Annotated in this window: 20 protein-coding genes; 14 read left to right on the forward strand and 6 right to left on the reverse strand. The window is 40.7% G+C overall.

Annotated elements, in window-relative coordinates; translation table 11 throughout:
- Window positions 1-40: 40 nt before the first annotated feature.
- On the forward strand, window positions 41-634 hold the full coding sequence (locus FVA72_RS21580; RefSeq protein ID WP_175427124.1) for a LuxR C-terminal-related transcriptional regulator: 594 nt from the start codon (window positions 41-43) through the stop codon (window positions 632-634).
- Between the two features lie 147 nt (window positions 635-781).
- On the opposite strand, the gene FVA72_RS13810 is transcribed toward FVA72_RS21580, so the two are convergent.
- Both FVA72_RS13810 and FVA72_RS13815 read right to left on the reverse strand, forming a co-directional pair.
- The gene (locus tag FVA72_RS13810; protein WP_036957864.1) at window positions 782-1,240 is read right to left on the reverse strand and encodes an Hsp20 family protein; all 459 of its coding nucleotides are present in this window, start codon (window positions 1,238-1,240) and stop codon (window positions 782-784) included.
- Between the two features lie 328 nt (window positions 1,241-1,568).
- A complete protein-coding gene (locus FVA72_RS13815; RefSeq protein ID WP_110591502.1) occupies window positions 1,569-2,615 on the reverse strand; it encodes a rhodanese-related sulfurtransferase in 1,047 nt (348 codons plus the stop codon).
- Between the two features lie 253 nt (window positions 2,616-2,868).
- Here FVA72_RS13815 and FVA72_RS13820 point away from each other — a divergent pair, with 253 nt between their 5' ends.
- Together FVA72_RS13820 and FVA72_RS13825 are read left to right on the forward strand one after the other, a co-directional pair.
- The gene (locus FVA72_RS13820; RefSeq protein ID WP_094960764.1) at window positions 2,869-3,504 is read left to right on the forward strand and encodes a DUF1007 family protein; all 636 of its coding nucleotides are present in this window, start codon (window positions 2,869-2,871) and stop codon (window positions 3,502-3,504) included.
- On the forward strand, window positions 3,495-4,502 hold the full coding sequence (locus tag FVA72_RS13825; protein WP_243154707.1) for a nickel/cobalt transporter: 1,008 nt from the start codon (window positions 3,495-3,497) through the stop codon (window positions 4,500-4,502). The genes FVA72_RS13820 and FVA72_RS13825 overlap by 10 nt, the downstream gene beginning before the upstream one ends.
- Before the next feature lie 168 nt (window positions 4,503-4,670).
- On the opposite strand, the gene ttrA is transcribed toward FVA72_RS13825, so the two are convergent.
- The 3 genes from ttrA to ttrB are packed head-to-tail and all read right to left on the reverse strand — an operon-like array spanning window position 4,671 to window position 9,503.
- A complete protein-coding gene (ttrA, locus tag FVA72_RS13830; RefSeq protein ID WP_110591501.1) occupies window positions 4,671-7,745 on the reverse strand; it encodes a tetrathionate reductase subunit TtrA in 3,075 nt (1,024 codons plus the stop codon).
- Complete coding sequence (gene ttrC / locus FVA72_RS13835) at window positions 7,738-8,784, reverse strand: tetrathionate reductase subunit TtrC (protein WP_110591500.1); 1,047 nt, start codon at window positions 8,782-8,784, stop codon at window positions 7,738-7,740. Before ttrC ends, ttrA begins: the two co-directional genes overlap by 8 nt.
- Window positions 8,766-9,503 carry a tetrathionate reductase subunit TtrB gene (gene ttrB, locus FVA72_RS13840; RefSeq protein WP_036957869.1) on the reverse strand — a complete coding sequence of 246 codons (738 nt, stop codon included), beginning with the start codon at window positions 9,501-9,503 and terminating at the stop codon, window positions 8,766-8,768. The genes ttrC and ttrB overlap by 19 nt, the downstream gene beginning before the upstream one ends.
- Window positions 9,504-9,757: 254 nt before the next feature.
- Here ttrB and ttrS point away from each other — a divergent pair, with 254 nt between their 5' ends.
- The 11 genes from ttrS to FVA72_RS13895 all read left to right on the forward strand — a co-directional run bounded on the left by ttrS (window position 9,758) and on the right by FVA72_RS13895 (window position 22,080).
- Window positions 9,758-11,515 (forward strand): tetrathionate respiration histidine kinase TtrS, encoded by a 1,758-nt coding sequence (gene ttrS, locus FVA72_RS13845; RefSeq protein WP_036957871.1) that lies wholly within the window; start codon window positions 9,758-9,760, stop codon window positions 11,513-11,515.
- Between the two features lie 125 nt (window positions 11,516-11,640).
- Window positions 11,641-12,237 (forward strand): tetrathionate respiration response regulator TtrR, encoded by a 597-nt coding sequence (gene ttrR, locus FVA72_RS13850; RefSeq protein ID WP_004255863.1) that lies wholly within the window; start codon window positions 11,641-11,643, stop codon window positions 12,235-12,237.
- Window positions 12,238-12,295: 58 nt separating this feature from the next.
- Window positions 12,296-13,240: a Kdo(2)-lipid IV(A) acyltransferase gene (locus FVA72_RS13855; protein WP_096864193.1), complete on the forward strand. Its 945-nt coding sequence runs from the start codon at window positions 12,296-12,298 to the stop codon at window positions 13,238-13,240.
- Window positions 13,241-13,502: 262 nt separating this feature from the next.
- Entirely contained in the window at window positions 13,503-14,729 is a 1,227-nt protein-coding gene (gene mdtG, locus FVA72_RS13860) for a multidrug efflux MFS transporter MdtG (RefSeq protein WP_110591499.1), read from the forward strand.
- 383 nt (window positions 14,730-15,112) lie between these two features.
- Window positions 15,113-16,642, forward strand: coding sequence for a peptide MFS transporter (locus FVA72_RS13865; protein WP_004255871.1), 1,530 nt, complete (start codon window positions 15,113-15,115; stop codon window positions 16,640-16,642).
- A gap of 153 nt (window positions 16,643-16,795) precedes the next feature.
- Complete coding sequence (locus FVA72_RS13870) at window positions 16,796-17,584, forward strand: PhzF family phenazine biosynthesis protein (RefSeq protein WP_110591498.1); 789 nt, start codon at window positions 16,796-16,798, stop codon at window positions 17,582-17,584.
- A 274-nt stretch (window positions 17,585-17,858) separates the two neighbouring features.
- A complete protein-coding gene (locus tag FVA72_RS13875) occupies window positions 17,859-19,277 on the forward strand; it encodes an NAD(P)/FAD-dependent oxidoreductase (protein WP_004255876.1) in 1,419 nt (472 codons plus the stop codon).
- Window positions 19,278-19,387: 110 nt separating this feature from the next.
- Window positions 19,388-19,744 (forward strand): hypothetical protein, encoded by a 357-nt coding sequence (locus FVA72_RS13880; protein ID WP_094960759.1) that lies wholly within the window; start codon window positions 19,388-19,390, stop codon window positions 19,742-19,744.
- Window positions 19,745-19,951: 207 nt separating this feature from the next.
- Window positions 19,952-20,359, forward strand: coding sequence for an acyl-CoA thioesterase (locus FVA72_RS13885; protein ID WP_004255881.1), 408 nt, complete (start codon window positions 19,952-19,954; stop codon window positions 20,357-20,359).
- Between the two features lie 514 nt (window positions 20,360-20,873).
- On the forward strand, window positions 20,874-21,443 hold the full coding sequence (locus FVA72_RS13890; RefSeq protein ID WP_004255883.1) for a tetratricopeptide repeat protein: 570 nt from the start codon (window positions 20,874-20,876) through the stop codon (window positions 21,441-21,443).
- A gap of 199 nt (window positions 21,444-21,642) precedes the next feature.
- Window positions 21,643-22,080 carry a universal stress protein gene (locus FVA72_RS13895; RefSeq protein WP_004255887.1) on the forward strand — a complete coding sequence of 146 codons (438 nt, stop codon included), beginning with the start codon at window positions 21,643-21,645 and terminating at the stop codon, window positions 22,078-22,080.
- 194 nt (window positions 22,081-22,274) lie between these two features.
- Here FVA72_RS13895 and FVA72_RS13900 read toward each other — a convergent pair whose 3' ends face one another.
- Window positions 22,275-22,769, reverse strand: coding sequence for a GNAT family N-acetyltransferase (locus tag FVA72_RS13900; RefSeq protein WP_226617109.1), 495 nt, complete (start codon window positions 22,767-22,769; stop codon window positions 22,275-22,277).
- Window positions 22,770-22,812 lie beyond the last annotated feature (43 nt).

Raw genomic sequence — 22,812 nt, forward strand, 5'->3', positions numbered from 1 at the left:
CAATTTATTGTAAGCCATCTTCTTGAACAAGGATGTTCCAATGCGAATATTAGTTATTGATGAATGTTATTATACACGTCTTGGCATTACAGAATATTTATCTAAAAATAAAAAACTAGAATTTATTAGTACAGGATGTATAAAAGAAGCCATTGGTTTTATGAACACAAACCTACCAAGCATTATACTGGTGAATCTAACCTACTATTGTAATTACTCTGATTACTGCCCTACTCTACAGCAGTTATTAAGTAATACTAGTAATGCACGCTTTTATATTTATATTAATGCTCCTTATCCGCAAACAAACAACCCATTATTATTAAAGGATAATTACTTTATTCTATCAAAAAGCATTATTATTCAAACGCTTGATAAAGTTATTCGTGACCATGAACAAATAGAAAAAATCACCAAGCTTGCTAATAATATTGAGTCATCTATTTTCACGATTAAAGAACAAAATATTATTAATAACTGGATGAATGAGACACCCAATCATATTATTTCTCGAAAACTAGGAATTAGCAATAGTACTGTCTATTCACAGAAAAGACATATCGCATCTAAAGTTTTCGTCAAAAATAGAATTGAGTTATTTTTTATATACAATGTATTTAAATATTTATATTAAAAATGTTTTAATTTAAATCGACTAAAACAAAACTAAAAGGCCTGACTCCGTTTGAATAACGAAATCAGGCCTTACAAACCGGTCAGCAAAAGTGTCCAATTTTATAAAGTCACTCTAACTGCTGCTGACGAGTCATAAATTTTAGTTCTATGATTTTATATCTTTATTTTCAATAGCGATAACTCGAGGTTTTTCTTCATCCGGGATTTCATATTCAATATCCAGAGTTAGTAAACCACTAGATAACTCAGCACTTTCTATCTTCACATTTTTACCGAGATTAAATTCAAGGGAAAACTTATTTTGCGTTATTCCTTGATGGATCCATTTCTCAGAATCATTAACTAATTCTGCTGATTGCTCACCTTGAACATACAATTTCCCGCCTTTTAGGGATACGCTTAAGTCCTCTTCCTTATAACCTGGAACACTAACCGTTAATTGATAGCTTGTTTCATTTATTTGTTTTAAATTATACGGATGCTCTGAAGTTAAAGGCCTATTACCTGTTAGCTGGCTAAACAAACGATCCATTTGGTCAAATCTGTTAGAAAGTAAGCTATCGGATAATGTTGGGAATAATGAAAAAGATCTAATGTTAGACATAATTTCTCCTTCAATATTTTTATATCAAACTAAACACATACGACTATGCACCATTACCTGTGTACCTAGTATGGGATAATGCTCTTTCTTGGTGCAATTCTTATATAGTGCCAGTTACGCGTATTTCAAGTCTTAAATTACACTTCTTTACAAAATGGCGTTACCTGCTGTAAACCATAAACAAATACCCCATGAATTTCATACGAAATGCATGGGGTATAAGCAACGTAATGACATCGAATGAAATAAATTTTTTATTTCAATTAATTTTATCTTGCTCTAATCAGCCCTAATTACAGGGCTTTCTTATTATAGAGAACATCAATAATTAGTTATCTTTATTTAATAACCCATCGGATAAACGGTGACGTGACTTATTAAAGATTTTATTACTGACTTCGCGACCTGCACGGCGTGCGCGTTGTTCTTGCTCTGGAAGTTTCATTTCTTCAGTGCAAGACGAACTGCAGCAACCTTCGTACTTTTCTGCACAGCTAGGGCATTGGATAAACAGCAAGTGACAGCCATCGTTACGGCAATTGATGTGTGTATCACAAGGTGCACCACATTGGTGGCATTGTGCTAATGTGTCTTCTGTAATACGCTCTCCCATTCGGTTGTCAAAAACAAAGTTTTTCCCTTTAAACCTCAAAGGCAACCCTTGTTCCTTCGCCTTACGTGCGTATTCAATAATCCCACCTTCAACATGGTAAACATTTTTAAAGCCATTATGCAGCATATAAGCACTGGCTTTTTCACAACGGATCCCACCAGTACAATACATTACGACATTTTTGTCTTTTTGCTCTTGCAGCATTTCCACCGCCATTGGCAGTTGCTCTCTAAATGTATCTGAAGGTATTTCAATCGCGTTATCAAAACGCCCTACTTCGTACTCATAATGATTTCTCATATCGACGAAAACAGTATTTGGGTCATCAATCATTTCATTCACTTCGTGAGCTTTTAGATATTGACCTGTATTTGCAGGGTTAAATGTTTCGTCCTCAATACCATCAGCCACCACGCGCTCACGGACTTTCATACGCAGCACCCAGAACGATTTACCGTCATCATCAATCGCAATATTTAAACGTAAGTTATCTAATGCGGGGTCTGTTGCATAAATAAGTTCGCGCAATGCGCCCACATTAGATTCCGGCACACTGATTTGCGCGTTAATACCTTCTTTTGCAATATAAACACGTCCAAAAACGCTTAATGCTTTAAATTGTTGGTACCATTGATTACGAAATTCGTTTGGGTCTTGGATATTAAAATATTTATAAAAAGAGATAGTGGTGCGCGGCTCAACTTCTGCCAACATACGTTCTTTTAATATTTTATTTGAAATTTGGTTATGTAACACTGGCATGGTGTTCTTAATCCTATTTAACTCATTGATAATATTTTAATTTAAATAAATTCAGGCGAGCTGCCACCCTATTTAAATCTTGGTGAGTATTATCCCTCTTATTATGTTAATAAAAAACCCTTTATTTGTAGGGTTATCGTGATAAAAATATTAACCAATCGTTTTAGGTTGAATTTTAAATCACTACGAGATATTTTAGTTTGCATTTCGTTATGTTATAACATTTTTTTGATAAACCAATTTAGCTGACTGAATGATGCGATTTTTTCCTTTCTATTTTCTATTTCTGTTTATGGTTGCTCCACAAGTAGCGGCACACCCTCATAGTTTTATTGAAATGCAAATTTCCCTTGAAAGTAAACAAGATAAATACTCAGGGATTAGCTATGTTTGGAAAATGGATCCAATGACATCAGCGGATATCGCGTATGAATTAAAAGGCATTAAACCGGATGACCCGCGTTGGAAACAGCAAGAAGCTATTATTATGGCGAATGTATTGATGCAAGATTATTTCACTGATTTTTATTATCAGGGGAAGAAAGTCAGTTTTAAACGTATTCCTGATAGCTACCATTTAGAAAAAGATGGATTTTCTTTAGTTTTCTTCTTTACCGCTTCATTTATGCAACCCCTGCCTATAGCAGGTTCCCATGTGGAAATTCAAACTTACGACCCAACATTCTACGTCAGCATGACTTACCAAAATAAACAGCAAGTTAACCTACCTTTAGATATTGCAGCAAATTGCCAGATGGAACTACAAGAAGCAAATGTGACCGATTCAATGCGCGCCTACGCTTTCTCTTTAGACAAAAGTGATAGCCCAGAAGAAGATTTGGCACTTGGCAAACAATTTGCACAACGGGTTGATATTCAATGTCCATAATGCCTTTACGTACGCAAAGACTAATAATTACTGCGCTGTTTATGGGGCTTATTACCTATGCCGCTTGGCAGCTATACACCCACTGGGGATCATGGTTACAACTTAGCCTAGCTTGGCAAAAACAGTTAAACCAAGGGCTATCTTACCTATTGCAAGAAACCACCTCTCGCCCATGGTATGCAGGTGGGTTACTGGTAGTTGCCAGTTTTGCGTATGGTTTTTTGCATGCCCTTGGGCCGGGGCATGGCAAATTAATTATTACCACTTATATTGCCACCCAAGCGACTCATTTAAAACAGAGTGTTATCATTAGTTTACTTGCCTCGCTCTTACAAGGGCTTGTTGCGATTACTTTAGTTTCCTTAGTCTTAATCCTATTCCAACTCTCTACTAAGCATCTCAACCAAGCCAGTTTATATGCAGAGCAAACGAGTTATCTATTTGTCATTTTGCTGGGTAGCTATTTATGCATCAGCGCATTGCGTCGTGGCTGGTCAATCCGCAAATCAAGGCACTTGGCACCACTCAAGATAAAAAGCATTCAACCACTGAATTCATCAACGAAAGCAATAAGTAAAACAAAAGCCCATAGCCACTCGGACAACTGTGGTTGTGGGCACCAACACGTTATCCAGTCCCATCAATTACAATCCAGTTTTAAAAGTAAGCTATTGATTATCCTATCGATGGGTATCCGCCCTTGCTCCGGGGCAATTCTTGTATTGCTGTTTTCTTATGTCATTGAGGTCTATGCGTGGGGGGTTATCGCTGCCTTAGCAATGGCAATGGGGACTGCATTAACTATTTGTTTAATCGCTATTTTTGTTCATTTAATGCGTGATAATGCGGTTCGCGTATCACGCTTAAAAGGAAAGTCATTTTCCCCATATTGGGCAATCACACTGAAAATTTTGGCAGGTATTTTATTTATTTTGATGGGGGTTTTGATGCTACAAAGCATCGGCTTAGAACAGTCGGTTTCGCCACTCTTGCAATAAACCATTAAAAAAGGGAGGGCTCCCCCTCCCAGGCATTTGCCGAAGTCACGGTGTGGTAGCACACCGTTTTATGCGCAATGTCAACTGCTTACTACTTATTGCCAACTACCAGATGGCTAATGATGAAGCTATGCAGGTCCCCATCACTAGCCATCCTTACTACTTCATTTAGCCAATTAACTCAATGCGAGCAGGTAAGCCTTGGCGTACCGATGCCCCCGAAACCCAATCTAACCACGTGTTAGCAACTTCACGTGTTGGGTCAGCAAACCCAAGGTCATTTAAGTTAATTCCTGAACCATTTGCCGCATTCATTGGCATAGGTTGGCCATCCAGATAATGCTGTTTCGCTCCCATCTCGGTATGTCCATAGCCATGCTCAATCGCAAGCACTCCAGGCATTACGCCATCAAGTACGCTTACTTGGGCTTCAGCATGCCCCCCCGGTGTGGTGATCCTAATCCAATCTCCATGTTTTACCCCCATTTTCGCTGCATCATCGGGGTGGATAGCAACAAGATTCGTCGGTTTCACATGGCGGAGCCGTTCAATAACGGTGGTTGAGCTGCTCATCACATGGGATTTAAATGACATCAGCTTCAGCGGCCACTCTTTTTCTGGGAATACTGCATTCACATCATCCCCATTCGCCATACGAGGCGGGTAATACGTCGGGCAACCGCTATAACGTTCACCGGTTATGGCATGGCGATTAACGGCCACCGTTGGGTTCCAAATTTGTAAGCCTTTTTTCCATTGAGGACCTGTTGCATCGCCATCCCACGCTTTTTCATAAGGCGCAAAACGGCCACCTCGTGTGAAAATATAGGCAACACGGCGAACTTCCTCTGGTTTTAAAGTCCGTGTAATAGCCGGTAAAATACGCTCCACGCCACTGATTTGGATATCTTCTGTTGCGGCTTCAGGGACTGGTTTCTCCCCTAACCACGCCATATTTGCAGCAACTCTTAAGTAATAGTCTTCCGCTGTATTGAGTGAATGCATGTTGCCATCCATATCCTCAATCACGTTATCGCCAAAGCCGGGTAAATTAAGTTCTTTCGCTACAGCAATACAGAAACTCTCCATCGAAACTGGCTGGCCGTCCGCTGTTTTCGCAGTACGTGACTCAACAATCGGCCAACGTGCTGTGCTGGCTTTGACCTGCACGCCAGACCATGGTGCACTAAACCCCCAACTTTCGAAGTTATGGGTATCTGGCACAATGTAATCTGCCAATGCCGTGGTTTCATTCATAAAGGCATCAATACCAATAATCAGCGGCAGGTGTTTAGGGTCTTTCAGTTTTTCTTCCATCACCTGACGAATACCTGCAATACCATATACAGGGTTAGTCATATTGGTGATCCACGCTTTCAGTGCGTAGGGGTATCCCATCAAGGCAGATGCTAACTGCTCTGTTAATTGACCTTTAGCAAACGGGTACCAAGGGGCTTTTGCTGGGTATGGATTTTCACCCGCTGCCTGACGTGCTTTGAACTCATCTGATTTTTCATACACTTCATTACTGCGCGACAGCACCACACCTTTAGGTTTCACTTTGCCTTTATAGCTGGCAATTTTATAACGCGGCCCATCGTTTTCCCCATTGAATTTACCACCACCAACAGAGACTCCGCCTTTCAAGTTCAAGTTACCGATCAATGCGTTAAGCATGATAACTGACCATGCAGTGTAGAAACCATTACCGCCCATCATACCGCCATGAGAGATGACAGCGGCTTTTCTATCATAAGAAGTTAATGCTTTACCCAGCGATTCAATCGTTTTCACTGGAACATGGCAACGCTGACTGTATTCTTCCAAAGTCATACGATTTGCCGCTTCTTTTAAACACTGGAAGCTAGATTTAACGATCACTTCACTGCCATCGTGCAAGGTGACTTGGCGTGTCACAAAGAGCTCGGCTGTAGGCGTTTCATCAGCCAGTTTTAATTCACCCGCAGCATCTTGCACTAAATAAGCTTTCTCATTGTCACCTTCCCCTGTGATATAAGAAGAAATTAACAATTTACCTGCTAATGGGTGGTTATCATCCGTGATCACTAAATGTGTTGAGTTAGTCCAGCTTTTCTCCCCCACGGCTTCCATGGATTTCTCACTTGGCACACTGAGGTATTTTGCGTTGTAACGGTTATTTTCAATGATCCAGCGGATCATCCCCATCACCAATGCCGCATCCGTACCCGGTTGCACAGGAACCCAATGACCGTGGTCATTCGCTAAAGTGGTTGTTAATGGTAATGCAGGTGATACCACCACATAGTTAAATGAATCACGTAAACGCGCTGTGGCTAACTGGCGGCCTTGGCGCTTAAATGGGTTACCTGATTGTGCAGGTGATGTCCCTAGGAATAGCGCGAAACGGACATTATCCCAATCGGGTTTAACGTGGGCATTTTTGTCCAAATCATCCATTAATGCACCGGAACCCGCACGGTAAGCCAGTCCACAATAAGAACCGTGAGCACCGAAGTTTTTACTGCCAAAGGCATTTTGTGCAAAGCGACGGATAAAGCCATCACGGCCGTCATCACCTGCGTTGGTCACTAATAATTGGTTAGCTTTTGGCCCCAATTTAGGTTGAGATGGGTCTAAAGGCGTTTCTAAGTCACGGATCGCCCGTAAGCCATCCACATGCCCCTCACCAAATAAATCGCCCCCTTCAACCACTTCTTTAATCAGTTGTTCAAAACTGATGCGCTCCCATTTACCTTCGCCGCGTTTACCCACACGTTTCATCGGTTCAAGGATACGCAATGGGCTTGTTAAACCCTCCATTAACGTCGCACCACGAGCACAGGCTGTCGAACGGTGTTCAAGGCCTGATTCTCCACTCATTTTATTAAATGCCGTTTTCAGTGGCATACCATAAGGAAAGTGCTCTTCATGGGAAAGTGGATGATAAGGGTTCCCCGCGATACGCAATACTTCATTTTTTGCTGTATCGACGCGAGCACGAATACCACACTGGGTCCAACAACCAAAACACTGGGTCATCGCAACTACTTGTTCTGGGTTTTCTTGCCAGCCTTTAAGTGCCTGTCCTTCAGGGCGTAAAGAGTTGCCATTAAGCCTATCAAGAGTGACTTTACCTGACGTACCATTAACCAGACCATCGACTGCACGTTTGGCAACATCACGGTAGCTTGCACCAAATAATGCGATACCACCGACAACCAAACCACCTTTAAGCCATTGACGTCTTGAGAATTTAGCCATGTTGCACTCTCCTCGCAAACCAGCGAACACCTTCACGAACAATAATTGTTAATGCAATCCATAAACCGAATGTACCGACGATAGCCAATAATCCATCTGTTCCCAGTGGGAAATGGTATGGGTTCGCGATAATGTTATATTTTGGAACCGCTTGAACTTCCATCAGGAAAATCCAACGTAATGACCAAGCAAAAGCCATTGAAATTAAAGCTAGAACAGTAATGTATGGAACGGAACGAGTCGCTTTTAAATTACTGACGGACATTGCGAAAGTGATTAACCACAGTGCACAAACCCCCATTAGCATCCACCAGCCTGCGCTTGCAGTATCTAACTGTTGGCGTACTGCGATACCTGAAGTGGTGTCACCTGATAACCACAACGCAAAGCACACCGCAAACAATAATAATGTCACAACTTGAAAACGCGCTAAGCGATTTTGATATTGAGGTTCACGGCGAGCGCCTAAACCAACCAGTGCTGGTAATGCTTGCAGAGCACTAAGGAACATCAATACCGGTATCCACCAGCTATACCAAATTGGACGTGCGTTTAACACTGAGGCTTCACGGCCGGTATATAACAATAAACCGATAGCTGAAAGTGCGGCCAACAAGGCAACCCAACGCGTTGCTTTGAATTCTTTTTTCCAAATCAGCTTCACCACTAATGCAACAAAATATAAACCAATAAATGTGGTGAATAATGGTAGTAATACAGAGCCCCACCACATCCAAGACCATATTGTTGGATGAGCGTAAAAATGCCATACCCTTGCGGTTTGGTGTAAATCTGCGGTTAGTGCTAACGGCGCGGTGATCCCCATCGTGATAGCAATAAATACAGCGATCATTTCTAAGCGGCTGTTTTCAGGTTTGTTTCTCCAATGAAGATAGCACGCGTACAGAACCGCACAAGACGCAATCCCAATGAAGAAGAAATATTGTACCGCCCAAGGAAGCCAAAAGAATTCTTGTGGCTGAGCCATTATTTCTGAAATATAAGTCACTTGGCCATTCATCAGAACACCTCCTGCCATAATGCGGGCTGCCCTTTGCCTTGCAGCGGCTGCACGAATGCGTCATCTAAACCTATATAGAAAACTTGTGGTAATGTGCCACTTTCCGGTTTGAGTACTTTGATTTCAGCCTCGTGCTCTGTCAGCATTTTACGAATAGTACTGTTCGGGTCTTTTAAATCCCCAATAATGCGCGCACCACCGACACAGGATTCAACACAAGCAGGTAATAAACCCACTTCTAAGCGATGAGCGCAGAATGTGCATTTATCTGCAGTTTGCGTAGAGTGGTTGATAAAGCGAGCATCGTATGGGCAGGCTTGCACACAATAAGCACACCCAACACAGCGTTCGTTATCAACGACAACAATGCCGTCTTCACGTTGGAAAGTCGCTTGAACTGGACATACAGGTACACAAGGAGGGTTATCACAGTGGTTACATAAACGGGGTAACAGTACGTTGGTGAACCCTTCTTCACCTTTCACTGCGACTTGATATTGATTCACTGTCGTTCTAAATTGACCTTGTGGGGTTTGGTTTTCAACCGAGCAGCTTACCGTGCAAGATTGGCAACCGATACAACGGCGCAAATCAATCAACATTCCATAGCGTTTTTCTGGATTGCCTTCTCGACGTGTCGGGGAAAAATTGAGCCCTGCTTCTGCAATGGGAATCAACGATGCCCCCGCAGTTACGGCTCCAATTTGTTGTAGAAATTTTCGTTTACTCAGATCCATAATTGGCTCCAGTATTGACATTGCTAATGCGAAAATAAAAGTTATTAATCAATATGTTATTTGTATTACATGCGTTATTGACAATGGGTACAGTCTCGTTAAGATAACCACTGAAATTGTTATTTCTCTTTAAACCCGATGGGTTATCTTGATAAAGCTTGTAGTGCCATTGTAAGAAGAGTGGAGCCACTGCCCTATTGTGGTTTACCACATACCCGTAGCTAAATTGATCTAACGCAACGAATAACTCAAATATGTTAAAAAAATCGTCTAGACCGTTGTATCACATACTGTTAATCATGCTACTGACGTGGTCTTTGCCAGCAATTTCGGCCCAGTGGACTATCGGGGTATTGGCCTTACGTGGCCCCAGTTCAACCCAATCTCATTGGCAGCCTTTGATTGATACACTCAATGAGTCGATTCCTGGGGAGCGTTTTACGTTACAACCTCTCAATTTAGATGAGATGAAAGAGGCGATTTCCAATCGCAAGATAGATTTTTTGTTGACGAATCCTGCCCAATTTATTCAGTTAGATAACCGCTATCATTTACGTTGGTTGCTCTCCCTTCGCTCAGACGTGGAGCCCAACAGCACAACGCGTAATGTTATTGGCAGCTTGATATTAGTTCGAAAAGACAGTGATATTTCAGAAGTTAAAAACCTAATAGGCAAGAAAGTCGGAGCAATTTCACCAGATGCTTTTGGTGGCTATTTGTTAGGTTACAAAGTGTTGAGGGATATGGGCTACGACGCTGCCAAAGACTTTAAGATGCAATTTTTAGGCTTCCCTGCAGATGCATTATTATACGCATTGCGTGATGATTCATTATCCGCAGCTATAGTTCCTGTCTGTTTATTAGAAAACATGCATAGCGAAGGGTTGATTGATAAAACACAATTTCGCCCATTGATTCAACATCCAAGCTCTCTCTCTTGTTTAACTAGCACAGAACTGTATCCAAATTGGTCTTTTGCCGCCTTAAGTGAAGTACCGGACAATTTGGTCGACAAAGTCACCAAGACATTATTATCAACAGATAAAGCCGCTATGCGTTGGGGAGCTCCCGCGTCGGTGACTCAAGTCGAAACCTTACTCAGAGACGTTAACCAACATCCGCAACAGCGCCAAATCTGGCAGGATATCGTCAGTTGGACCATTCAAAACCAAATCACTATCAGCCTTGTCGCTTTATTTTTTGTGTTACTTGGAATAAATCATGTTTGGATTGCCTTTTTGGTGAGACGTCGCAGCCGCCAATTAGAAGAAGCGCATAATCGCTTGCGAGAGCAAGAAGCCAATTTACAAAAGGCACAACGGTTAAATATTTTGGGGGAAATGGCATCTGGGTTTGCCCATGAATTGAACCAACCGCTGTCTGCAATCCGCCATTATGCCCAAGGGTGTATTCTACGCCTGACTAAAGAGTCTGAAAGCCACCCATTAATTAGCGCATTAACTAAAATCGACGACCAAGCTCAACGTGGAGCCGATATCATTCGCAATTTGCGTCTCTGGGCGGGTAAACCAAGCCATGACCCCGCAATCACATTGAGCCAGCAATCGGTTAAACAGGCTATTAATCATATTTGGCAATTATTGCGTGCAGACCAGCACTATCCCAATTCGAGGTTAATTTTACCTGAAACCCCTGACGTCTCCCTGATGTTGCCAGACACGTTACTAGAACAATTACTTTCTAATTTAATCAGTAACAGTTTGCAAGCAGGGGCAACCCTACTGCGTTTCGAGTTTCATTTTTCGCAGCAACATTTTTTACTTGTTTTACAGGACAATGCTGGAGGGATGCCTGCGGGTCAATTAGAGCAAGGTATCACGCCATTTGCGACAACTAAAAAAGAAGGTTTAGGGTTAGGTTTAGTGATCTGCCAGCGTTTGATACAAAGCCAAGGCGGAGACATTCGTATCGAAAATAACCTAAGTGATGATGGGTTACATGGCTTAATGGTCACTCTTATTTTCAATTATCACAATAAAATCGTAGATTAAGCATGTTTTGCCACGTAATTGATAACATTCACATTAACTATATGTGACAATGGCTTTATTGCGATAATCAATGCTCATTATATAAAGCACCTTATTTGTCACCCTCTACACGACGAGGTATATGTATGCCAGTAATCCATCTCGTGGATGATGACCCCGATGTGACGGATGCCTGCCAATTCTTACTAGAAACATTGGGCTATAGCGTTACCGTTTGGAATGACAGTGAAACATTTATCCAAAATGCGGCATTACACCAAGAAGGTGTGGTGTTATTGGATATGCGCATGCCTAAATTAGATGGACGACAAGTTCACCAATACCTTAGGGAACAACACAGTACATTGGCTGTGATATTTTTGTCTGGCCATGGCGATATCCCGATGGCGGTGGAACAAGTGAAACTTGGCGCTGTTGATTTTCTACAAAAACCCATTGATAGCCAACAACTTGCTAAGACTCTAGAACAAGCTCAATCACAAACCACCAAAGCCACTGAAGGGCATTTAATTAAGCAGCGTTATGAAACGCTCACCCCTCGTGAAAAAGATATCTGTGGTTATGTGTTGCAAGGCTTAATTAACCGTGAAATTGCTGAGGCAACCTGTGTTTCTGTACGCACCGTTGAGGTTCATCGCTCTCGCGTCATGGAGAAAATGGCGGTTCGTAACTTAGCTGAGTTAATGAGCACCATGCAGGCAATTAACGCTTTAAACGAATAATTTGATATAGTTTAATCATGCCTTTTTATTAATTTGTGACTAATATATTCGGATAACAATGATACTAGCTCCAAAATTTCAAAAACGGTTTCTCCACCCTCGTTACTGGCTAACTTGGCTAGGCATTGGCGTGTTATATCTTCTTGTATTATTGCCTTATCCTCTCATTTATTGGATGGGAACGCGTTTAGGGTTATTTTCTAAACGCTTTTTGAAAAAGCGGGTGAAAGTCGCAGAGCGAAATTTGCAATTATGTTTTCCAGACATGAGTGAGCAAGAACGGCAACGCTGTGTTGACAAAAACTTTGAATCTGTCGGCATGGGCTTATTTGAAACGGGCATGGCTTGGTTTTGGCCTGATTGGCGCGTTCGTCGCTGGGTCAAAGTCATTGGGGAAGAAAATGCTGTTGCTGCCCGCCAAACAGGTAGAGGCATTATCGCGCTTGGTGTTCATTTTTTAACCTTGGAAATGGGTGCGCGTGCCTTTGGCATGTTAAATCCGGGCATTGGTGTATATCGCGCCAATGATAATGACCTCCTCGATTGGCTACAAACCCGTGGGCGGTTACGTTCCAACAAATATATGTTGGATCGCAAAGATATGAAAGGCATGGTTCGTGACTTAAAAAATGGGGAAATTTTATGGTATGCCCCCGACCATGATTATGGCCCTCGCAATAGTACATTTGCGCCTTTGTTCGCCGTAAAAGATGCAGCGACAACCAATGGCTCGCAAATTATTTTACGTCTGGCTTCCCCTTTAGTGGTGCCTTTTACACCAAGACGTTTACCTGCGGGTAAAGGTTATGAATTAATCATTCAACCTGCCATTGATGATTTCCCAATTGAAGATAATGTGGCTACCGCAACCATGATGAACCAAATTATTGAAAAAGAAATCCTCAGAGCACCAGAACAATATATGTGGCTACATCGTCGTTTTAAAACGCGTCCTGAAGGGGAGCCTTCGTTATACGGGGATTTAGATAAAATCCATCATTAATAATTAGCGTAAGCAGATAAATTATGGCGTGGTTTTTCAACTATTTTTTATGACGCTTTTCTTACTGTTTTTATACTGTTTTCTCTAAATATATGGCGTGGTTTTTCAACTGTTTTTTATGATGCTTTTCTTGCTGTTTTTCATACTGTTTTTCCTAAATAGTCGGGTCTACAGCTAGGCGGGAAAATGAAAACATCCCAAAGAGCGTACATTAGGCAAATGAAGCCAACAACGCTGTAGAACTGAATATAACGGGAAAATTATGACGGGAAAAACAGAGTATTGGAAACGTAACCTATACGTCGTGTGGTTCGGTTGTTTTTTAACAGGTGCCGCCTTTAGCCTGATCATGCCTTTTCTCCCCCTCTATATTGAAGAACTAGGCGTTAAAGACCATGCCTCTTTGAACCTATGGACAGGGGCAGTTTTTAGTATCACCTTCTTATTTTCCGCGATTGCTGCGCCATTTTGGGGTCGATTATCCGATCGTAAAGGCCGTAAACTCATGCTGCTGCGTTCAGCACTAGGGATGGCTATCGTGATGGTGCTTATTGGTTTTGCACAAAATATTTGGCAGCTCTTAGCCTTAAGAGCCATATTAGGTTTATTGGGTGGTTTTGTTCCCAATGCTAACGCGCTGATTGCAACTCAGGTTCCCGTGAAAAAAAGTGGTTGGGCTATGGGTGTCCTCCCTACTGGTGCAGTAAGTGGCGCACTTATTGGCCCACTCATTGGCGGTTTTCTTGCTGACCAGTATGGCTTACGTCCCGTCTTTTTTATTACCGCAACGGTGCTGTTTATCTGCTTTTTTGTCACGCTTTTTTATGTCAGAGAACGCTTCACGCCTGTTTCTCGCAAAGATGCATTAACGAGCAAACAAGTTTTTGCCTCTTTACGTAATAAAAATTTAGTTATCAGCCTCTTTTTTACCACCATGATTATTCAAGCTGCTATGGGCTCAATCAACCCTGTCATCACGCTTTATGTACGTGACTTATCTGATTCCCTTGAAAACTTGGCCTTTGTCAGTGGTGTGATAGCTTCCATTCCTGGTGTTGCGGCTTTAATCAGTGCGCCCATGTTAGGTAAACTCAGTGACCGAATAGGCCCTGAAAAAGTTTTACTCGCCGTGCTGGGCGCATCTATTTTTGTATTATTCCCAATGGGGCTGGTAAGTAGTTATTGGGAGCTAGGCTTTCTCCGATTTATGCTTGGGGCTCTGAATGCTGCGCTATTACCCGCAGTACAAACGTTAATTATCTATAATATTTCCCATCAAGTAACGGGACGTATTTTCAGCTATAACCAAGCATTGCGAGATGTTGGGAATGTGACAGGGCCATTGATGGGGTCGTTCGTCGCTGCAACTTACGGTTTCAGAGCCGTATTCTTTTTCACCGCTGCGTTAGTTCTCTTCAACTTAATTTATTCATGGTTAGTCATCAGGCGCCAATCCGATGGCCTGCGAGCCTCCCCTACCGACCAATAAGCCTCTTGCTATTTTTTGTACAAAAACCTGATGATTTATAAGCTTTATTGCCTTGCTTTCCTTAAAATCAAATTTTAGTACATATAACCGATTGATTTTAAATAACTTAATCGATTCAAAATTCTTTCTTTTATTGTCAACTAAAATCCTGTATCTTCCCCTAGCTTATCGTGAGAAATGAGAGTTATATCGACTTTTCACCTTAAAAACACACCTTTTACAATAAATTCATTCTGTATATAGGTGATTCTATAATAATGTATGTTAAAAATATGTTTCATATATTCATGTTAACATATCAATAACAATTGGCACTCAGGCGCACGGCTTGGTGTTTTATATCATGCACAACCTCTCAAGAGAGTATTTATGGGAGTTCACAGATGAATAATTCTGCGACTAAAACAAAAACTTTTTTTGGGCATCCATACCCATTGAGTTCGCTTTTCCTCACAGAAATGTGGGAACGCTTCTCTTTTTACGGAGTTAGACCGTTACTTATCTTATTTATGAGTGCGGCATTATTACAAGGCGGAATGGAATTACCTATTGAACAAGCTTCGGCTATCGTCGGTATTTTCGCTGGAGGGGTTTATATCACCTCGTTACCGGGTGGTTGGTTAGCCGATAACTGGTTAGGCCAACGCCGCGCCGTTTGGTACGGCTCATTAATCATTGCGTTTGGCCATTTATCCATCGCAATGTCTGCGTTTTTATCAAATACTTTCTTTTTCGTCGGCTTATTGCTCATTGTATTAGGTACAGGGTTATTTAAAACCTGTATTACCGTGATGGTAGGAACCCTGTATAAGAAAGAAGATACACGCCGTGATGGCGGTTTCTCCCTGTTCTATATGGGTATCAATATGGGGTCCTTTATTGCCCCGTTAATTATTGGCCCACTTCATGAAAAATATGGGTGGCATTTAGGTTTTGGCCTTGGTGGTTTAGGAATGTTAATTGCCCTGTTAATTTTCCGCTTTTACGCCATTCCTCAAATGCGCCGTTATGATAAAGAAGTTGGCCTTGATTCCACTTGGAACCGTCCAACGGTTGAGCGCAAAAACGTGGGGAAATGGGTTACCTTTGCTATGGTGCTATTAGCCATACTGGTTATCTTGATTGATAATGGTACGATCCCATTTAATGCCTCAATAATTGCGAAAAGTTCTGCTTATGTTATCTCGACCTGTGTGGGCATCTATTTCTTATTTATGTTCTTCCTTGGCGGTTTAAACAGCAGCGAACGTTCTCGTTTACTGGCATGCTTGATTTTACTGATTGCAGCCGCATTCTTCTGGTCAGCCTTTGAGCAAAAACCCACTTCATTTAATATCTTTGCTCGGGACTATACTGACCGCCAAATGGGGAGTTTTGAAATTCCAACCATTTGGTTCCAATCAATCAATGCCTTGTTCATTATATTGTTAGCCCCAGTATTTAGCTGGTTCTGGCCTTCGTTGGCTAAACGCAATATGAACCCAAGCAGTATGACCAAGTTCGTGATTGGTATCTTATTTGCTGCGGGCGGCTTTGCTATCATGATGGTGGCAGCAAACCAAGTACTCGCAACCCAAAGTGGCGTTTCACCTTTCTGGTTAGTTGGCAGTATCTTATTGCTGACGTTAGGAGAACTGTGCTTAAGCCCTATCGGGTTAGCAACCATGACCTTGCTCGCACCACAAAAAATGCGCGGCCAAGTGATGGGGTTATGGTTCTGTGCTAGCGCATTGGGTAACCTTGCAGCTGGTATCATGGGGGGTAACATTCGCAAAGACCAATTAGATTCGATGCCTGAGCTATTCTCCCACGTCTCTATTGCACTGGTGATCTGTGCGGTCGTATTAGCAGCGTTGATTATCCCTGTTAGAAAAATGCTTAAAAATGCAGACAAAAATGAAGCTAATGCTTAATAGCGCTGATTAATTGTCTTCTATCCGGTAGCAGCCCACACGCTACCGGATCCTCCGCATCATTCCCCACTTAATAGTTTGCTTATTATTTCTGATAAAATAGGCGCTATACTGCTCTCTCATCATCCCATAATGACTTTAGGAAATCATACAATGAGCCTTTCCGCCCCTATTTACTATGTTGATGCTTTTACAGATACCCTTTTTCGCGGTAACCCAGCAGCGATTGTATTACTCGATAACTGGTTACCAGATGAACAGCTCATTGCCATTGCCGCAGAGGTTAACTTGTCAGAAACCGCATTTTTAGTCGGCCATCATATTCGCTGGTTCACCCCTAAAGTTGAAGTAACACTCTGTGGCCATGCAACACTTGCCGCTGCTTTTGTGTTAAATCAAGTGCTACAGCAAGACATTCATCCTTTAACATTTAATTCTCTGTCGGGTGAGCTCGTTGTAACACAAAATGCACAAGGATTTACACTTGATTTTCCAATTCTTGAATCCGAACAAAGTCATCCAAACCATTACCCACACCTCGTCGATATTCTTGGTGTCAAAATCAAAGATCTTTGGATAGCAAAAGACCGTTATCTGTGTTTTCTTGAAAGTGCAGAGCACGTTCAAAACTGTCAGCCAGACATGTTAAAACTTGCGCAGCTTTCTCTACCCGGGTTAGCAATTACAGCAGAAAGTGCTAATAGCGATTGTGACTTTGTTTCTCGTTACTTTGCTCCCGCCAAAGGGGTTGACGAAGACCCTGTAACAGGCACCTCACATTGTGCCATTGCTCCAATATGGGCCAAACAGCTGAATAAATCGCAGTTAATAGGCCAACAGATTTCATCGCGCGGAGGGGTAGTTCAATGTGAGCTAACCTCTGACCGAGTAAAATTAACAGGTAAAGCCGTTTTATTTTTAACAGGCCAAATTCACATTTAAATCTTACAAGTCAAAGAGATAGGTGCAAAACTATTTATTTTCCTATCTGTTTCTCTATCCGAATTCTACCAGCGCCATTATTTTTCTCGAAATATTGGCGTCCATTCCTTATCTAAAAATAAATTTTTTTAACATTTAAACAAATCTTTTAATTTCAACTCAATTTGGTTTACAATTATAATTATTATTAAAGATATAATTACAATTATAAACATTTCTAATTGAAGCTTTGGTCAATTGTTAAAAACTCATTCGATATAAGGAACTTAATAAGATGGCTATAACTAGAAGAAAATTTTTGATTGGCGGTGGTGTTGTTGCCGTTGCTGCAGGGGCTGGAATTTTAACTCCAATGTTAACTCGTGAAGGTCGATTTGTTCCTGGTAAGCCACGACATGGCTTTGTTGCAGGAACTGAAGGCCCTCTACCACAGCAAGCTGACGTCGTTGTTATTGGTGCTGGAATTCTGGGGATCATGACCGCAATTGAGCTGGTTGGACGTGGTTTAGATGTTGTTATTGTTGAAAAAGGTAACATCGCAGGCGAGCAATCATCCCGCTTCTACGGCCAAGTTATCACTTATAAAATGCCAGATGAAACCTTCTTACTCCACCACTTAGGCAAACAACGTTGGAGAGAGATGAACGCGAAAGTCGGTGCAGATACAAGCTACCGTACTCAAGGCCGCGTTGAAGTGCCATTCGATGAAGAAGATCTTGTCAATGTTAGAGAGTGGATTGATACTCGCAGTAAAAATGTCGGTTCAGATATCCCATTCAAAACACGCATTATCGAAGGTGCTGAACTCAACCAACGTTTAAACGGTGCACAGTCTAAATGGACAATCGCAGGTTTTGAAGAAGACTCTGGTAGCTTAGATGCTGAAATTGCAACCTTCGTCATGGCTGATTACGCGAAAAAATTAGGAATAAAAATTTATACTAACTGTGCAGCAAGAGGTTTAGAAACTCAAGCAGGCGTAATTTCTGATGTCGTCACCGAGAAAGGGCCTATCAAGACCTCACGTGTTGTTGTGGCAGGTGGCGTCTGGTCAAGGCTGTTTATGCAAAACTTAGGTGTGGATGTCCCAACATTACCGGCTTATCAATCTCAACAACTGATCACCGGTTCACCAACTGCACCGGGGGGTAACGTTGCTTTACCGGGTAATATTTTCTTCCGTGAACAAGCAGATGGTACCTATGCAACATCTCCTCGTGTGATTGTTGCACCGGTTGTTAAAGACTCCTTCGTCTATGGCTATAAATACATTCCACTGCTATCTATGCCTGATTTCCCTGTGCATATTTCATTAAATGAACAATTAATTAATTCATTTACTGAGCCAACAAGCTGGAAACTGGATGAAGTTTCACCATTTGAAAAACACAGAAATATGACGGCATTACCTGATTTACCAGAGCTGAATGCATCATTTGAGAAATTAAAAACAGAATTCCCTGCATTTAAGGATTCTAAACTGATTGACCAATGGAGTGGTGCTATGGCCATCGCACCAGATGAGCACCCAATCATTTCTCAAGTCAATGAATATCCTGGTCTAGTTATCAATACTGCCACAGGCTGGGGGATGACCGAAAGCCCAGTTTCTTCCGAGCTCACAGCTGACTTGCTATTAGGCAAAGAACCCTCACTGAATGTGAAACCATTTAGTCTGTACAGATTTAGTTAATACATGTTTGTAAAATTTGCTCACAAAAACCCTTCTATATGAAGGGTTTTTTTATTGCCTATTGTGGCTCTATTGCTTAGTATTCGAAACTTAAATCAAATGGAGTGATTATGAATAAATTACTATTAGCAATAACGATTTCACTATTAAGCGCCACTGCTTTCGCTGAAAAAACGTATACCGTAGAGCAATTAGAGGACATGATTGCTGACAACAATAAACCACAAATTGCCGTGCCGGTTTTAAATGGCTCAATAGCAAAAGACGACTTTCCAACGTGTAAATCAGGGTTAATCGAGTGGCTTGAAGGCGTTGAAAAATACCCTGTTACCATTGAAAAAGATATTGATGGCGAAGATTTTTCTGCAACTATTTGGGCTGAATCTAATGCGTTTTTAGTTTCTTGCGTTAAAAGTGGCAGCAATGCAAAAGCAGTTCGCATGAGCGCCGAATATTTAGATAATTAACCCCCATCTTTTTTCAGCAATTTAAAGGCTCATTGTCTAGTTTTGAGTCTTTAATATTTCCCCCTATTTTTCCTAAATACGAAAATATGAAAAAACTTTTCAACTGGAACGATTCACTTCACATTTATTGCTGAATTAAATTGAGAGGAGTATTACACTTGGTCTTTAACATTTCTAATACACCCAGTAACAATTGTAAGGCAGACCATGAGCTCCATCGCTGACGATGTCATCGCACAAAAAATTGAGCAATCCATTTCTCGCGTCTCTAAAGTCGTATTTCCAACAACGACTAACCACCACAGTACTTTGTTTGGTGGTACCGCCCTAGCTTGGATGGATGAAGTTTCTTTTATTACCGCAACACGGTTTAGCCGTAAACGCCTCGTTACGGTATCAACTGAGAAAATTAACTTTACCCACCCAATCCCTTCAGGGACCATTGTTGAGTTAGTAGGTAAAGTTATTCGAGTCGGAAGAACCAGTTTAACGGTCAACGTATCGATTTTTCTAGAAGATATGTATTCAGATGGTCGTGAAGAAGTAATACATGGCCAGTTTAATTTTGTTGCAATTGATGACAACGGAAAACCCACGCCATTATTTGAGTCATAAGCTTTCTTAAGCCGTTAAAGTAAAAATTTTTCGCATATTGCTGAAGGTGTGAATTCTGTAAATTTCGATTCACACCTTTCTTATAGCACATACTATTTAATTTATTTTTTCACTTTTTATGTGTTTTATATCGATATTTTATTAGCATAAGATATTTTTCTAAAATAATCGCCTAAAGCTTACTTATATTACCACCTGATTTATATGATTTTTCAACCACTTTCTTTATTAAGTTCTTGTTACAATAAACACATAAAATGACTAAGAAACATTAAATTTCATACTTCAATATATTGTAATTTTTATTACATATTGATATTTTTCAATTAAAATCGTAGAGTATAGAAGTAATCAATTATCCTAAAAATGCGTAAAAAGATGAGCGTGTAGCTTATTTTACATTACGTATTTTGATGTAAATTCTCTTTGTATAATATACTTTGTTGACAGTAAATCTCATCGAGACATTTTATTAAAAAATAGAAATAAACAACGCTAATATAAGACATCAATCATGCTTAGAATTCTCTCATTTATTATTTTATGTGCTTTTTCAATTAACCTAAGTGTTGCTGCAGTTCCCAAAGAAACCATCAAACGTATCGAACAGGAGGCACAAAAAGGGGATATAAAAGCGCAAGTCATGTTGGGAATTGGCTATTACCTTGGGAATGAGCTTAAACAGGACTATGGTAAAGCAAAAAAATGGCTAACAATGGCATCAAATAAAGGTAATTCTGATGCTCAGTTATTTTTAGGTGATATGTATTTAAACGGTAATGGTGTTGAAGCCAACCTCGAAACTGCCATGGATCTGTTTGAGAAATCAGCCAATAAAGGCAATGTTGAAGCTCAGAATTATATGGGCCAATTTTACTATCAAGGTATTGGTGTAAAACAAAACTATATTACGGCTTTTGAATGGTTCAAAAAATCTGCTGATAAAAAATTCCCACCAGCGCAATATCAAGTAGGTAAAATGCTAGAAAGTGGTGAAGGAATTGAAATAAACGAAAAATCTGCAGCTGAATATCTAGCTCAAGCCTGTAAAGCTGGTTTAAAAGAAGCCTGCGTAAAAAAATAAATCTGACTTAGTATTTCCCCACCATTTGCCTGATGTCGCTCATTATAATGACATCGGGCACTTCTATTTTTTGATAAAAAATCTTATTACGGCTACTTGCTCACACCCTTTCACCAATAAATTCATTACTATTAATAATCAAATTCACAATGTATGATATTGGTCTAAGCTTATAATATAAAAGAAAAAGGGAGATATTATGTACAATACAATTTTAGTACCGATCGATGTAACCGAAGATGCTCTCACTAATTTATTAGTTCCTCATGTTAACTCACTACAAAAATTGAACGATGCAACAGTACACTTTCTTGCCGTAACCGCACCAATTTCAAATTATTTGCGCTACGGTGGCACAATCTTACCAGGGGACTTCCCTGATGATGAAAAACAAGCTGAAATCATTCTTAGCGAGTTAAAAGAAAAAATTAAATTATTTGATATCCCTGCAGATAAAGTAAAGGCAAAAGCAACCGTCGGTTCCGTTAAAGACGAAATTTTGGCAACAGCAGAAGATATTAACGCCGATATAATTTTATTAGGTTCGCGCCGCCCGAGTATGTCAACCTATTTGCTCGGTTCTAATGCCGCATCAGTAGTTCGCTATGCGAAAACTAGCGTATTAGTCGTTCGATAATAAAGGCTAAAGTGCTATTTGCTGCCAAATAAACGCATTTTACAAATAAAAGGTTTAGCCTTAATGATTGTTACAAAAAACAGCAAAGACACACACTTTATGAGGCTATTTATGCACTCATTTAGGGTAAATTAAAGACTCATAAACATTTTCGTGACTTTCACGCCCTGCTTTTTTAGCAGGGTTTTTTTATGCTATAAAACTGATGAATGTTTTAATCTAAAACGCTTAAAAGGAATACCGTCAAAATCAACGATGGCTTCCTCAATAAAACCATAACGCAAAATTGCTGATACTTTCTTACGTGTTAACGGTAAGTGTATCGTGACTGACTCAACCTTCAATGATGTAAATGCCTTATTAATTATATTATTAACAATATATTTTCCCTTTCCCCAAAACTTAGGATGTAAAACTAAAGCTAAATCCGCATCGCCCGCTTCATTTTGTAGCCCTCCCCAACCAGCAAACTGGCCATCAACTATAATGGCCCATACGCCATAGCCATATTGCTCCCAATGCTGCTCTTTTCCTATGACCCACTGACGGCAGGCCTGTTCATCGAATTGATTACTCCCTAAAGGCATATGTTCGAGTACGGCTGGATGAGTATTTAATGCGATAAGATCTGCAATACTAATTTGATTTAGCTGTAAAAACTGAATAGGCATCGTGACTGTTTTGTCCACATAAGAGATTCATAAACCGAAAATATAATTTAGCTATCATCCC

This window comes from Providencia sp. PROV061, from assembly GCF_011045655.1.
GTDB classification, from domain to species: domain Bacteria; phylum Pseudomonadota; class Gammaproteobacteria; order Enterobacterales; family Enterobacteriaceae; genus Providencia; species Providencia hangzhouensis.

Excerpts from the sequence above, each read along its gene's own strand:
- FVA72_RS21580 (WP_175427124.1), top strand. The coding sequence starts at position 41 with ATGCGAATATTAGTTATTGATGAATGTTATTATACACGTCTTGGCATT.
- FVA72_RS13810 (WP_036957864.1), bottom strand. The coding sequence starts at position 1,240 with ATGTCTAACATTAGATCTTTTTCATTATTCCCAACATTATCCGATAGC.
- FVA72_RS13815 (WP_110591502.1), bottom strand. The coding sequence starts at position 2,615 with ATGCCAGTGTTACATAACCAAATTTCAAATAAAATATTAAAAGAACGT.
- FVA72_RS13820 (WP_094960764.1), top strand. The coding sequence starts at position 2,869 with ATGATGCGATTTTTTCCTTTCTATTTTCTATTTCTGTTTATGGTTGCT.
- FVA72_RS13825 (WP_243154707.1), top strand. The coding sequence starts at position 3,495 with ATGTCCATAATGCCTTTACGTACGCAAAGACTAATAATTACTGCGCTG.
- ttrA (WP_110591501.1), bottom strand. The coding sequence starts at position 7,745 with ATGGCTAAATTCTCAAGACGTCAATGGCTTAAAGGTGGTTTGGTTGTC.
- ttrC (WP_110591500.1), bottom strand. The coding sequence starts at position 8,784 with ATGGCAGGAGGTGTTCTGATGAATGGCCAAGTGACTTATATTTCAGAA.
- ttrB (WP_036957869.1), bottom strand. The coding sequence starts at position 9,503 with ATGGATCTGAGTAAACGAAAATTTCTACAACAAATTGGAGCCGTAACT.
- ttrS (WP_036957871.1), top strand. The coding sequence starts at position 9,758 with ATGTTAAAAAAATCGTCTAGACCGTTGTATCACATACTGTTAATCATG.
- ttrR (WP_004255863.1), top strand. The coding sequence starts at position 11,641 with ATGCCAGTAATCCATCTCGTGGATGATGACCCCGATGTGACGGATGCC.
- FVA72_RS13855 (WP_096864193.1), top strand. The coding sequence starts at position 12,296 with ATGATACTAGCTCCAAAATTTCAAAAACGGTTTCTCCACCCTCGTTAC.
- mdtG (WP_110591499.1), top strand. The coding sequence starts at position 13,503 with ATGACGGGAAAAACAGAGTATTGGAAACGTAACCTATACGTCGTGTGG.
- FVA72_RS13865 (WP_004255871.1), top strand. The coding sequence starts at position 15,113 with ATGAATAATTCTGCGACTAAAACAAAAACTTTTTTTGGGCATCCATAC.
- FVA72_RS13870 (WP_110591498.1), top strand. The coding sequence starts at position 16,796 with ATGAGCCTTTCCGCCCCTATTTACTATGTTGATGCTTTTACAGATACC.
- FVA72_RS13875 (WP_004255876.1), top strand. The coding sequence starts at position 17,859 with ATGGCTATAACTAGAAGAAAATTTTTGATTGGCGGTGGTGTTGTTGCC.
- FVA72_RS13880 (WP_094960759.1), top strand. The coding sequence starts at position 19,388 with ATGAATAAATTACTATTAGCAATAACGATTTCACTATTAAGCGCCACT.
- FVA72_RS13885 (WP_004255881.1), top strand. The coding sequence starts at position 19,952 with ATGAGCTCCATCGCTGACGATGTCATCGCACAAAAAATTGAGCAATCC.
- FVA72_RS13890 (WP_004255883.1), top strand. The coding sequence starts at position 20,874 with ATGCTTAGAATTCTCTCATTTATTATTTTATGTGCTTTTTCAATTAAC.
- FVA72_RS13895 (WP_004255887.1), top strand. The coding sequence starts at position 21,643 with ATGTACAATACAATTTTAGTACCGATCGATGTAACCGAAGATGCTCTC.